Here is a 13,719-nt window from a genome sequence, read left to right as displayed (position 1 = left end):
GGAATAAGCCCAAATGAATCAGAGCGAAGATACAAATTAAGCTACAAAACTGTGGCCAATTTTACTTGACCACTTCACCTCCATTTACACTTTCCTCTAGAGTATATTTAGTAGCTGTAGAAGATGAAGCCCAACTGATAGTGAAACTCCCACTTGTAGCCACAGAAGGCACACTAACTAAGCTTGGAGCTAAAGGTGGTAATAATACAACCGTTTTGGATGAGTATTTATAGTCGCTACAGCCAGAAGAGTTACATGCTTTCACTGAATATTCATAATCACCATTAGACTTGCCAGAAATATTTTGGTTAACTCCATTTGGATAACCCAGAGTTACCCAATCAGCTCCATTCTTGCGTTCACGTAAGCGATAATATGTAACTGTTGAAACACTTGACCAACTCACGGTATAACTACCATCTGCATCACTACTCGGTGTAGTAACTGAAGTAGGAATAGCAGGAGGAAGAAGTACAATTGTTTTAGGTGAATAACTATAATCACTACATCCTGAAGAGTTACATGCTTTGACCGAGTATTCATAATCGCCATTAGACTTACCAGAAATAAACTGACTTACTCCATTTGGATAGCTTAGAGTTACCCAATCACCTCCATTCTTACGTTCACGCAGGCGATAATACGTTGCTGTAGGCATATTTGACCAGCTCACTGTATAACTACCATTCGTATTTTCACTTGGAGCAATTATTGAACTTGGTTTCGAGGGTGAATTAAGGACTGTGACCTTAGCATTAGAGTAACCACTACAATTTGAACCCATACATGCACGTAATCGGAACTCATAGTCACCATTAGAGTAACCAGTTACTGCGTAGGAAGTTGCTGAGCCTGAATAAATGGCGTTCCAATTACCATTACTATTTTTTACCTCCAACTCATAATTAGTCGTACCACTAACAGCATTCCATGTCAGAGATATGGTCCCATTACTACTTGTAGTAGCCGCAGTTAAAGTTGGCCTTGCTATATCATTATCAACTTTAGCTATTAATTTTGACCCTAAATATATATGTGATGTTTTTTTCCCAGTTGAAGTATTCTCTTGATATAAAAGCTGACCTTTATAATTATATACACTGTAAGTCACCTCACCGTTTATATCTTTTTTAACTCGTCGATTAAAACCATCGTAAACATAGTTAAACCCATCAGCTCCGACCATTTGATTCGCCAAATTATAAGTAAACTGGTGCTTACCGTTATTAATTATATTCCCTCTCGCATCATAACTACCATTTAAGCTGAAGTTATAATCTGTGCTCCCTAGACCTGTTATGTTTGTTAAGCGGTTTGACGTGTAATCGTAAGTTAGTGAGAAAGGTGCTACGCTATTATTATTTTCATAAAACTCTATATTACCTAAAGCATCATACTGAATAGTACTGCTACCAAGACCTGATATGCTCCCTGAAGTAGCTATTAGACGGTCCAACCCATCATAACTCAAATTAGATAGTGAGTTTTGTGTCGCCACAGTATCTGTGATCATTGTAATATTTTGATTATCATCGTAGTCATAAATAAGGTTAACCACATTTTGGGAACTATTATAACTAGACAAAGACTCAGGAAGTTGACTTGAATTTAGTGTCATTGAATATGTGATACCATTACCAGCCACTAAACTTTTTAACATACCATTAGCGTGGTAGCGTGCATCATTCGCTAATATTTCATACGATGAAGTGATGTTAGTTGTCTGCCCTAAGCCATTATTGGTATAAGAAAGCGTGCCAACATCACTTGTTGGGTAGACAATGCTTTTTGTAGCCCCAATAACATCATAGCCATAACTGAATTGATAATTCTTATCGTCAACCGATAATGTTTCTGATGTAGGCTTATTTAAGCTATTGTAAATATAGCTTTGTGACACCGAACCACTATCCAATTGTATAATATTACTATTACCATCACGGGTATATACCACATCCGGCGTTTGGGTATCACCATAATTGACTTCCCACAACGATCCTAAGTTATCATATACATAATCAACTTTTTGGCTACTTGGTACGTTATTAATACAAGTATGATTACCACTACTAGAAATACCTTCTGCTTTCCATTGAAGCTCTCCTACTATGCTGAAGCTATAAGCAGCAACGCCTACATCATCACGAGAAACCTTACAAAGTTTTTGTGCAGCATCATAGGCACGATATTCAGTATGCGATATACCACCTCCAGACTGAGTAATACTGGTTATTTTATCAAATGCATTATAAACAAAAGTGGTTTGTAAATTTTCAGGTGAATTTATAAGTTTAGGTTTATTATAACTTGGAGAGCCATATGCTAAATAAGTTGTAGTAGTTTCATTTCCTTCAGCATCAGTTACTTTGATATTATTATTTGAAAGGTACTCTGTTGAGGTAATACCGTTGCCTGTTAAAGATTTTAATTTTACACGCTGTAACGCATCATAAACTGTAGTCAAACCATCTGTCTCCGCGCTACTTGTAGACGGGAAAGATTGAAAAATTGGTTTACCATAAAGATCAAATTGATTATTTTGATACGTCGTTGCTTTACTTACTTCATCTTTAATTGTTATCAACAGAGGACGAAATAAACCATCATATACTGTTGTTTCAGTTGATACATGATCTTTACTACAGGTTGTTTTAGCCGCATTTAGTACACAACGTTTGATCGTTCTCATAGGTTGATTACTACTTACACCACTTGTAAATGACCACGTAAATAATGTATCAGCTAATTGGCTGTCAGCGAGGTCAATGTAAGCAAGACGCCCTAAATCATCATACCCATAACTGATTACGTTTCCATTAGAGTCTGTCGTTTTAATAACATGGCCATTATTATCAATAACACGAGTTATTATTTCAGTGCCAGCTACATTATAACGGTTTGATGTTGAAATACTTTGAGGTTGACCTCGGTGGTAATCTGAAAACCTTTGATAACGATAAGTTGTATTATCACTCAATTTTGTATTGAAATTAACGTTCGAAACATTTCCTTCATTTGTAAAAGCAGTATTTTTTATAACCCAGTCCCCGAATGACTTCTTAGCGTATGGGTAAAAAGGATAGTTAGAATGCGTTTTATTATAATAGGTTTGTTCATGGATAACTTCCCATACACCATCGTCATTTTTCACTTCGATTGTTGTTGGCTGGTTTATAATCCATTGCGTTAAATCATGATCATATGACTTCCGTACTTCTTTTCTTTTAGCTGAAAAAGAATTGAATTCAGTAGTTAATTTAGCGGTATCATAAATATTAAAATCATCATATTGAGTAGTATAAGTACTTGCTGTGTTGCCCGAAAATAATGTCGTCTTTGTTTCTGTCAAATTTTGCTGCTGAGACGATGAATGGTCAACTGTGACATCATCTAAAGTCCAATCATTTGGCGAAGCACTGATATGCGTATACTGTTTAGAAGTACCGTGATAAATACCATCTTCATAATGCATTTCATCGCGTTGCAACAAAGCACCATCAACGTCATAAACCTCTTTAAAAAGTAAATTATTTGATCCATTACCTACTTTTCGACTGTAATAGTAACGGAGCTTAGAATTATCTGGGTTGACTATTTCTGTATAGTTCATATTACCGGTTTCAACGCCATCCACATCAAAGCTAAAACGATTAGCAGAAGAAAATTCATCACCTCTGTATTGACCAACTCTAGAAGTGTAATTATATTCCCATAGATAGTCCTCTCCACCAGGAACAGATAAATTTTTACTGTCAAGCGTCCAGAGATTTGAGCCTAACGGAATCCAATAGCGCTCTCCAGGCCAACGATTCGGGTTAGGTCTTACAATTTTTGACACATTAGATTTATTTAAGCAACGCTCGCGTAATTTAAAGCTACCAGTAGCCCCCTCAGGATGAGTAATAGATAAAAATTCAACTTCAATACCATTTGCTACACACTGATCATTACCCCCTGTATTTAGCTGGCTATGATGAGCGATATTCATATAACGCCAAAGGCTATTGTATGAGTCCTCATCATATTCAAATAACCAAAATAGGTTGTCTGGCCTAGTTACTTTTTCCAGTGTAGCAATTATACCTCCTGATGCATTATTATAGGTGTAGAGCCATGTTTCACCGTCTGCAGAAATACTCGAAATTCGGTTATTGGTATAAGATATGTTTATTTCTCTGCCATCACTAGAAGTTATAGACGTTAAGCTACCATCATTTTCATAGTTGTATTTAACCCAATTACCGAAACGATCTTTGACCTCTGTTGCAAGCATGAAAATAAAATATTGTGGGTATTGAACGGGTGAATCCTCTGGAAGAGAAATAGTTAGAGGAGGACATAAAACGTATACACCATCACACACTTGTGTATTTGCTGCTGGAGACAAATTGAAAGGCTTGATGCCTTCAAGAACTTTTTGCTGTTTAAAATAATACTCAGTTCCATCGCCTGTAGTAACTTTGAAACCTTCATACCCATTATCAGTACTAATACAATCTACTTTCCAATTCCTATTATTGTAACGGGTAAAGGTATCATCATTTTCTTTTTCTGTTAATTTAGCACTTCCCTTTTCAGGTATATAAATAGTATCACCATTCCAATAACTAGCTGAATGACCATAGTAAGTTACCCCCCCCACACCAGATTTACTAAACGTCGGGTTTGAGTTTAAACGAGCACTACATGCATTTCCATTAGGCCAATAGGAGCTAAAAAAGTTACCTTCATCGTTAGTTAAATAGGTAGAGCGAACATGGGGAATATCTAAACTCCAATTCTCGAAATCCCTTGTTTCTCGGTACCACCCATCTGGGCCTGATAATTTACGTTTTATGCGCACTGGAATATTAAAATTACCGAGGATATCTATGTCTACCTGCTCGATAGCAATAGTTCCCGTACCGGGATCTATCTTATCTCCAAGTAAGTCAGTTGTATATGTGGAAACATTTTGAGAAACTGTATTCTCTTCTAAATAGTTATATCCGTAGTTCTTAATTTCAGGTTGAGCAGATTCTCCTGAACCCAAGTCCGCCCCTAAACTAAAAGTTGAGTGACATATTAAAATTGGGATCAACAGAGGTTTTAATAAGAATTTAAAATTCATGATAAAATATTACTGTCTTTAAAATGGATAGGTTAACGAAAGTTTATCCTCTTGTAAATCCCGATATTAGAAACTTAAATTCCTCATTTATATTGTGTTAAGATTAAGTAAAAATGTGCATTCAGAGCCATGTTATATTCAGGATAATTAACAAATTTATGATGTAATGATTTTATTACGTAAACGTCCAGTATTTATTAACTTTAATACCTATTCGCTCAATTAAGCAGTCTATTTTGGGGTAAGAAAAACTTATCGATAACAAGGCTAAAATTTCGTTGTTTAATTGTTCTAAATAAGAAATTTTGACGCAGTTAGATTTAATCCTTCAAATTAATTAAGTATTATTGCTGATCATAATAGGTAGCAGCTCTAGTAATTAGTGGCTAAATTTAATTGAAATACTCTGGTTGGAGGCAATCAACTGAAAAAGCTTTATATTTGAGCTTTTCCCATATTTTAATATGTAGTTTTCGTAAGTAGGGTTTCGCTAGTTTTACTTCTTCTAGTAATGCTTTACGTAACTCAGTTCGAAATTATAAATTGCCCTTATTCGAAGAATATTGTTGCATAGAACGCATCCTGATTCCATTGGATATATGTGAGATATCCTCAATGTCCGAATAATGTACCTTGTGCTAATCAAGATATATTAGTATTCATCATTACACCCGTCACTCTCCACAAGTTCGACTGGAACATTATCGATCATTTGCCCTACTTCCCAACCTGTTTTATCTAAAATTTCTTCTGATGTGCCCTCTGGTACTATAAACCAGTAGCAATAAGTCATCTGATCACTATTTCCTGTGTTTGCGTTAAGCTCAGGCCCCATTTCTTCCCACTCAACATCAGAGATACCTAAGTATTGAGAAAGAGGGCTTTCAGGAGCCTCTATGAGCTCTTCATTAAAAGTTCCAGTTGTACGCTCTTGTCTAACTGTTTCGTGGCAAAAGGGGCAGTTAATCGGCTCTAGGCAAGCTCCACAGATCCCCCCACTACCGTCTTCGGTGACTGAAAACTTAGCACCACATTTAGGACATACTTCAACCATGGTAAACCTCTAATTCTCATTTAAATTAATTTATTGAACACTTCATATGTTTCAAACTAGATATAATTGAGTTCAGATTACTATTACTCGCAGCTATTCTGTTACATCTAAATAGTAATTTTTAAATTGAAATAAAAGACAAGTTAATAAGAAGAAATATACTCTTTATACACAACCTTTATTCTCTTAATATCATTTTTTACTGTAGATAAGGAAACACCTAGCTGCTCAGCAATTACCTGTAAATTTGCAGGGTTTTCGTTTAAAAGATTACCTGATGCTAATGAGCATATTTTTCTTTCTCTTTCAGACAAAGCGACAGATAGCTCGTTGAAAATATTGTCAAATCTAGATTCATCTTCTTTGTCTGCTACTGGTAGGAGAGTAACTTTAGTATCTACATTCGGGTTATCAATACTTTCGAATGAATTATAGTGTTTTATATTTTTGCCATTATCATCAAGCTTTTCAATATAGGTAGCTTTTCGGTGACGATAACTTTTATCTATCAAGTCCTGAACTCGCCTTTCAGTTATTACCTTAATTAAGCGCTTAAGTGATTCATTATGTTCGAAAATAAAATCATTTTTGAGCGCTACACTTAAACCATGCCATACCTCTACTTTTACATCTTCATATAAGCTTACATAACCTAAACTCATTTTTTCATGCATACCATAACTATTATTTTCCATAGTAGAGAAATAAATTTTACGAATCAAACCTTCATAGTTCTCTACTATTTTTTTAAATGCTTTTTCATCGCCATTGATAAATTGCTCGACTAAAGCCCGTTCATCAGTTTGCATAATCAATCCCCGCTATTTATCACATCACCTTAGTACCTATTTTTAAACTTTACAAAAACTAATTTAATTATTTTTGCCTTTTTTCCAGTGCATTTCAGACATTGGTATTTGTAGGGGATTTTCCCTCCCAATGAATAGGGTGAATTTATGAAAAAAATTAAAACGTCAGAAAACACGCCGATGCCAAAAATGTTAAGAGCGTCAGACTTGATAAAAATTTTAAGTATTAGTCGTGCCACATTAACTCGATGGCAGCAAAAGGGGCTACTTCCGAAGCCAATCAAGATAGGTCGTTCTGTATTTTGGAATTCAATAGAAATAAACAAGCTCTTAACTAACAATCAAGGTAAATAATATGAAATTAATAACCTTTACTGCTGACTTAAAAATAATGGAATTACTCAATTCCATTATTTCAAATAATAATATTCATTTTGATTCGTTTAATGCTGCGATCAATGACTTGCTGCTAGAGCAACACATAAAGATGGGTGTAAACAAAGCTTCTACTTTAAGTTCTATTGCATGTTTGAAATGCCATTTAAATAAACAATATACCGACAATGATATTGAGTTATTCATATCGGAAGCTTCTATTTGGCTGAAGCAGTACGACAGCTCATCATTTGATCTCGATGAAGCTAAATCAACAACTATGTTATTGATAAACGGAAATGACTACCCTCAGCCATTTAATTATGAAGATATGCTTGCCGTCTGTGCTCTCTATATAGATGAGCTGAGCACTGAGGAAAAAAACAGGCTGATAAAATTGAATAAAGGTAATGCACTCAAAATTGTATTAGATGACCCTGCACAAAATACTAGAAATGGAGCCTCAAACCCCACTCACCTTTGGTGGGTTCGCTTTCGAACTCAAACATCTTACAAGCTCAAGCATCTACTAGGTTGCAGCTGATTCCATACAGAGCACCGCCCACACCTCAAATATGCAGATAAACAACTGTTTTTAAATATGATTTCAAGGATTACGTTATGAATAAGATTTTTGATAAAGCTATTACGACAAGGTTTTCACTCGAAGACTATTCCAAACTAGAAGAAGAAGCTGAAAAAAGAGCCTGCTCTCTTGCTAGCGTTATTCGCAGTTCATGGCAAAGCTATCACCGGTACCAACATTATCAGCAGCAACTTTTAAGGATGGAACAGCGACAACGTGCCTTCCATTTTGAATTGTTATGCTCTCTTCTCGATCTTAATAGTGCCCAGAGAAGAAAGGCTTTAGAAAGCCTTATCGATAAAGGAGTCAAATTATAATGTCTAATTTACCTGCTTCATTTAAAAGGCAATATTGGGGGCTCATTCTTACCATTAGCGTTATTACATGGTTACTCTCTTTTGGGTTAATACTGTACATGACTTGGGGATGGTTAACGCCCTGGGGCGACTTTTCAAATCATGTCAGTTATTGGTTTAATATCTTAAAAGAGATTCTATTCAAAAGCACTTTTGATTTATGGAAGGCCTATTGGGCATTCATAGTAAGCCATAACTATAAGTGGTCATTTATTACATATACATTTTTAAGCGCTACGATAGCATTATTTCCTGCGTATAAATTGGCAAGCCTTATCTATGTTTCAGGAGGGCTAGACCGCTATTTTCATGTTTCGGGCCCTTATCTATTTCATGGCCGAACGGCATTAGCTCGAGCAAAAAGAGCAGCAAAGCGCGAAAAAGGCGAATTAGGGATAAAGCTTCACCCCAACCTACAAATAAAGAAAAAGAGGGAGTCTGGTAATATATTCGTTGTCGGTAGTCAGGGCTCTGGTAAAACCGTCTTTATCACACCTATTATTCAACAAATAATTGACCGGGGGGAAAGAGCCTTTATATACGATGAAAAACGCGAGTTTACAGCTCTATTTTACAATGCAAGCTCAACAATACTAATAGCTCCATGGGATGAACGTGGTACTTCATGGAATATTCAAGCTGATGCTAGCTCTAATACTAAAGCTGAGCTAATCGCAGAGCGATTAATAAATGAAACTGAAGAGCCTATCTGGTCAACTGGCGCTAGAGTAATTTTTGTAGGGATGATGGTAACTCTTAACAAAACAGAAAAGTATTGGGGTTGGGGTGAACTTGCAAAGATACTTACTGAAGACCGCTCTAATTTAAAAGAATTACTATTAAAGCACTACCCTCAAGCTGCGGAGTTTATTGCGAAAGACAGTAAAACAACTGAATCTTATTTTGCTCAGCTAAACACATCTATTAATTGGGTTCATACGCTTGCTGTCGCTTGGCCTAGAGCATATGCAAATGGCTTTAGCATTAACAGCTGGGTAAACGATACAAACAGCAATAAACCAGTAATTATAATACAAGCAAATAAGCTTTATAAAGATATTGCCGCCCCTATAGCAAACGCTTTTATCTCATTAATGACGAGTAATATTCTTGCACAGACAAACAGTACAACACGTGAATTATGGCTATTCCTTGATGAAATTGGAAATTTACCAAAGAATCCATCGCTCCTTGAATGGATGAGCTTGGGACGATCTAAAGGCTGTCGTATTGTAGCTGGTACTCAATCGATCTCTCAGCTTGAGCATATATATGGTAAACCTCTAGCCAATACGTTATTAAGCATGTTCACATTACTGGTAAGCATGCGAGTCGGTGCAGCGGGTGAAACAGCTTCCTATGTATCTAAATTTTTTGGTGAACGAGAAGTTGAAAAACCGACTTCTAGTGCGGGTATAAAAGAAGGTACAACTCAAAATTGGCACAGGGAAGTTATACCTGTTGTAGCTACATCAGAGCTTTCCCAACTCCCTCAGCCAAGCAAGAAAGGGGTATATGGCTTTATCCTAATACCTGGTTATAAAGCCGTATATAAGCTCTGTTGGCCATATCTAAAACAAAAAAATGTCACCAATGAACAAGTCCCTGCTGAATGGTTAAAAGGTGAAAATAATAATTCATCGGAAAAACTATCTATCAAAAGCAAGTTTACTAATTGGGAGAAATAAAATGATGTCGATGAATGTAATCAACAGTATTGCTTACTATGAAGAGCTTGCAAAAGAAGACTATTACACTAAAGGTGGTGAACCCCTAGGTAAGTGGATTGGTTCAGGAAGGCATGCTTTAAAGCTTACTAGCCATATTAATAGTCGAGACTATCGACGGATATTCAATGGATTTTCATTAGATGGAACCGCTTTATGTAAAAATGCAGGTGAAAGCCATCGTCCAGGATGGGATTTAACCTTCTCAGCCCCAAAATCAGTATCAATTTTATGGGCACGTGCAGATAAAGAGCTACGTGGTCAAATCCAAAAAGCCCAACAAAATGCGACAGAGCAAGCTTTATCTTTCATAGAGGAGCATTCTGCTATCACTAGGCGAGGCAAAGGTGGCAAAACTCATGAGCGTGTAGCTGGTTTAATTGCTGCAACTTTTGAGCACTCAACTTCTAGAGCTCAAGATCCTCAATTACATACCCATTGCTTAATAGCTAACATTGCTCCAAGAACAGACGGCACCTGGGGAACATTAGAATCAAAACAACTTTTTCTTTGGCAAAAAGCAGCTGGGGCTATTTATCGTTCACAATTAGCAAATGCTTTATGTGATCTAGGCTTTGATATTGAAAGAAATGATAATTACCAGCACTTTGAAGTTAAAGGTATTCCTAACCACGTGTGTAATTTTTTCTCTAAAAGAGCCGAAGCTATACGACTTAAAATGAAAGAATTAGGAGTTAGTAACGCATCATCAAAAATTGGAGATGCAATAACTCTTAACTCCCGAGCATATAAAAAAGCAGTTGATAGGCCCCAGCTCTTTTCTAAGTGGCAAACTGAAATGGATAACTTAGATTTTGATATCAATAAACTAAGTAAACTAAAACAACTCAATATGAATCACTCTATTGAGCCATTGCCATTATCTAAAATATTAAATGATCTAACCCAAGAGCAAGCTGTATTTCGTTTACAAGATATCTATGCTTGCACTGCTAGAGAAGCTCAGTTCCAAAAGGCAGAGCTTCTTAATATAGAAGATACCGTAAGAGAAGTTTTAGACAGTAAATTGATTGTTAAATTAGGCATAGATATCAATAATAATCAGATGTATACAACTCAAGAAATGCTAAACATTGAAAATAAACTTATACGCAATGCTGAGTTATTAAATAAGGACTATAGCTTCCAGTTAGATGAAAAAGACATTTTTAAAGCAATAAAAGAACTTGAGCAAAAAAAAGAATTCCCTCTTTCTGATGAACAAATTGAAGCTGTCTTTTCAGTATGCCAATCAGGGTTAGATATAATTCAGGGTAAAGCAGGAGCTGGTAAATCTACCTCTATGCAAGCAATGAGAATAGCCTATGAAGCTAAAGGCTTTAACGTTTATGGCGCAACAATAGCTAGACAGGCAGCACAGCAGCTTGAGGCGGATACAGGTATTCGTAGTACAACGTTGGCAAATTTATTACAGGCATTAGAAAAGCGCAAATCTAAAATTGAAAACTCAGTAATTTTATTAGATGAAGCAGGCCAATTACCGACACCTGAATTACTAAGATTAATGGAAAAAGTACAGAGTTGTGGCTCAAAGCTTGTTTTAGTTGGTGAACAACAGCAATTAGATGCCATTACTCACGGCGGCACGTTACGCTACCTATCTCAACGGCAGGGGTTTGCAGGTATAAACACGATACGCCGTCAACGTGAAGAGTGGGCTCGTAAAGCAGTTAATGACCTGAGAAGCGGAGATATTAAACCAGCATTAAGAGCTTTTATTCAAAAGGACCTGTTGCACATAGAAAAGGATAATCAATCTGCTCGTGAAAAATTAGTACATTGTTGGGCTAAGTACTCAAAAGAAAATCCGCATAAAGAGACTATGTTACTTGCTCAGCGCTGGCGTGATGTTAAGCCTTTGAATGATTTAGTGCGTAAAGAGTTTAAAGCTCAGAATAAACTCGGGAATGAGGACATCATGATTAATTGCGTGGTTTCTAACCAAAGCTTATGCTTTTCATTTTCAGCGGGCGAAAGAGTTCGTTTTACTAAGAACGATTATAAGCGAGATTTCACTAATGGTGAAAAAGGCACTATAACAAAGGTTAAACAGTTAAGTGATGATGTGCGCTTTACTATTAAGTTAGATAATGGCCGAGTTGTCAGTTTCAATCAATCTGATTATTCTGACAGCGACGAGCGTTTACATCTAGTACAGGCTTATGCAAGTACAGTGTATAGCGCACAAGGCGCTACAGTCGATGGAGACACATTCATTCTTTATAATACAGGAATGGATCGAGCTGCAACCTATGTCGCTGGTTCACGCCATAAAGATAACTGTCATTGGTTTGTTAATAGTGGAGAACTAGATATGCAAAGTGGGCTAAAGGATCTAGGGGTAAAATCAGATCTTGAAACACAACTAACTACCCTCCAACGTTGCATGAGTACTAATAGGCACAAAAAAATGGCCCTTGAGTATTTAAATGAAGTTGGAGTAGATAATTGCAAAAGTATTAAGTTTGAACTCACTTAGGAGCTATTTTAGCTTAAAAGTTTTGCGAGGTACTCACCAAGCTAAACTCCTAAAAGAGGAGGTACTGCATTACCAACCTGGGTATATTGTGGTACTTCAAATTTACGCATTTGCCTCCTGTTGTTACTTTAGAACGAAAAACAAAGTCATCAGGAAAAGACTGTATTTTTGCCATTTCCCTTACATGTAGTTGCTCATATCTGATCTTACAGTTCTGACGAATAGGTTTAGATTTTATCTAACAGACCGATATGAGCGATAACCGGACACTGAAAAAGTTAAACTTATTCCTACTTCTTTGAGTAGGAGCCTAATTTTGTCCGATAACATTATTAAATACCGTTTTGGGGTAAAATAACATGCTTAATTCCTAGCTTTTTTAACTACTTGTTTACAAAGGTAATTATTGGTGAAATTATCACGGTATGTGATATACGCCGTTTTGATGTGTTATAAACCACCAAAATGGTGTTCAATAAGCTGTTAAATTTCTCTAGAGTACGTGGATGGATTCAAGTTTGAGTGAATTAAAAAATATTGAAAAACTAGTCTTTTCTTTTTTCTGTGATTCCTCAGATTATAATGGAATTGCATTACGACAGGTCTCACAAGACTTGAACTTAGATTATGAAGAGTCAATTGACCTCATAAAAGAGCTTGTGAAAACTGGAGTTGTTTCAATTCAATCTAGTACAAATCCACACATTATCGGTTTCAATCACCACCCAGTTCAATCTCAATTAGATATACTAGAGCACGCAAAATCAATCAAAGTAGAGAAGCAATCATTTGGTAACTTCGAACTGTCAGTAGAGCAAACCGAATATCCTATATGCTTATATCCAACTCCAGAATATGCAAAAGAAAATCGAGATATTGATGATTATGGCTACGCAAAATATAGTGTTCAGTTAGCACTATCTGAACCTCAAATGAGTTTTAGATTTTTTGAAACAGACATCCTAGAACGTTACTCGAATGAACCAAGATTTGCTTTTGAGTTTAATGATTTTAGTGGCCAAATATCAAGTAAATATGATGATGAAGGTAATCCAATACTGCGAGAAGAAGATCAAATATTTTTAAAATCATTTGGTCTGGGGTTTGATTCTTCAGACGCTAGGGTTGTAGTGGTCAATAAAATTTGGCCACAGTTTTAGAATCTTGATATCTAACCTCAGATTCATTTGGCGCTAAACCGG

Annotated in this window: 10 protein-coding genes; 6 read left to right on the top strand and 4 right to left on the bottom strand. The window is 36.2% G+C overall.

What is annotated here, in order from left to right; genetic code table 11:
* Positions 1-61 precede the first annotated feature (61 nt).
* The 3 genes from AAEY68_RS20040 to AAEY68_RS20030 form a co-directional block, all read right to left on the bottom strand.
* On the bottom strand, positions 62-5,032 hold the full coding sequence (locus AAEY68_RS20040; protein ID WP_350586750.1) for an RHS repeat domain-containing protein: 4,971 nt from the start codon (positions 5,030-5,032) through the stop codon (positions 62-64).
* Positions 5,033-5,762: 730 nt separating this feature from the next.
* Entirely contained in the window at positions 5,763-6,164 is a 402-nt protein-coding gene (locus AAEY68_RS20035) for a hypothetical protein (RefSeq protein ID WP_350586749.1), read from the bottom strand.
* A 143-nt stretch (positions 6,165-6,307) separates the two neighbouring features.
* The gene (locus AAEY68_RS20030) at positions 6,308-6,973 is read right to left on the bottom strand and encodes an RNA polymerase sigma factor (RefSeq protein WP_350586748.1); all 666 of its coding nucleotides are present in this window, start codon (positions 6,971-6,973) and stop codon (positions 6,308-6,310) included.
* Between the two features lie 147 nt (positions 6,974-7,120).
* Between AAEY68_RS20030 and AAEY68_RS20025 the strand changes: the two genes are divergently transcribed.
* From AAEY68_RS20025 to mobF, 5 genes are all read left to right on the top strand, one after another.
* On the top strand, positions 7,121-7,327 hold the full coding sequence (locus tag AAEY68_RS20025; RefSeq protein WP_350586747.1) for a helix-turn-helix transcriptional regulator: 207 nt from the start codon (positions 7,121-7,123) through the stop codon (positions 7,325-7,327).
* Between the two features lies 1 nt (position 7,328).
* Entirely contained in the window at positions 7,329-7,892 is a 564-nt protein-coding gene (locus tag AAEY68_RS20020) for a hypothetical protein (protein ID WP_350586746.1), read from the top strand.
* 77 nt (positions 7,893-7,969) lie between these two features.
* The gene (locus AAEY68_RS20015) at positions 7,970-8,251 is read left to right on the top strand and encodes a hypothetical protein (protein ID WP_350586745.1); all 282 of its coding nucleotides are present in this window, start codon (positions 7,970-7,972) and stop codon (positions 8,249-8,251) included.
* Positions 8,251-9,978: a type IV secretion system DNA-binding domain-containing protein gene (locus tag AAEY68_RS20010; protein ID WP_350586744.1), complete on the top strand. Its 1,728-nt coding sequence runs from the start codon at positions 8,251-8,253 to the stop codon at positions 9,976-9,978. The genes AAEY68_RS20015 and AAEY68_RS20010 overlap by 1 nt, the downstream gene beginning before the upstream one ends.
* A complete protein-coding gene (gene mobF / locus AAEY68_RS20005) occupies positions 9,914-12,517 on the top strand; it encodes a MobF family relaxase (RefSeq protein ID WP_350586743.1) in 2,604 nt (867 codons plus the stop codon). Before AAEY68_RS20010 ends, mobF begins: the two co-directional genes overlap by 65 nt.
* Positions 12,518-12,566: 49 nt before the next feature.
* Here the strand turns inward: mobF and AAEY68_RS20000 are convergent, their stop codons facing one another.
* Positions 12,567-12,692, bottom strand: coding sequence for a hypothetical protein (locus AAEY68_RS20000; RefSeq protein ID WP_350586742.1), 126 nt, complete (start codon positions 12,690-12,692; stop codon positions 12,567-12,569).
* 343 nt (positions 12,693-13,035) lie between these two features.
* Here AAEY68_RS20000 and AAEY68_RS19995 point away from each other — a divergent pair, with 343 nt between their 5' ends.
* Complete coding sequence (locus tag AAEY68_RS19995) at positions 13,036-13,677, top strand: hypothetical protein (RefSeq protein ID WP_350586741.1); 642 nt, start codon at positions 13,036-13,038, stop codon at positions 13,675-13,677.
* Positions 13,678-13,719 lie beyond the last annotated feature (42 nt).

Source organism: Pseudoalteromonas sp. RB2-MNA-CIBAN-0110, from assembly GCF_040309305.1.
In the GTDB taxonomy this organism is placed as follows: Bacteria; Pseudomonadota; Gammaproteobacteria; order Enterobacterales; family Alteromonadaceae; genus Pseudoalteromonas; species Pseudoalteromonas arctica.
The sequence above is the reverse complement of the archived record's forward strand: the minus strand, read 5'-3'. Positions and strand labels throughout refer to the sequence as shown.

Coding starts and splice junctions, on each gene's coding strand:
- AAEY68_RS20035 (WP_350586749.1), bottom strand. CDS start 6,164: ATGGTTGAAGTATGTCCTAAATGTGGTGCTAAGTTTTCAGTCACCGAA.
- AAEY68_RS20030 (WP_350586748.1), bottom strand. CDS start 6,973: ATGCAAACTGATGAACGGGCTTTAGTCGAGCAATTTATCAATGGCGAT.
- AAEY68_RS20025 (WP_350586747.1), top strand. CDS start 7,121: ATGAAAAAAATTAAAACGTCAGAAAACACGCCGATGCCAAAAATGTTA.
- AAEY68_RS20020 (WP_350586746.1), top strand. CDS start 7,329: ATGAAATTAATAACCTTTACTGCTGACTTAAAAATAATGGAATTACTC.
- AAEY68_RS20015 (WP_350586745.1), top strand. CDS start 7,970: ATGAATAAGATTTTTGATAAAGCTATTACGACAAGGTTTTCACTCGAA.
- AAEY68_RS20010 (WP_350586744.1), top strand. CDS start 8,251: ATGTCTAATTTACCTGCTTCATTTAAAAGGCAATATTGGGGGCTCATT.
- AAEY68_RS20000 (WP_350586742.1), bottom strand. CDS start 12,692: ATGGCAAAAATACAGTCTTTTCCTGATGACTTTGTTTTTCGTTCTAAA.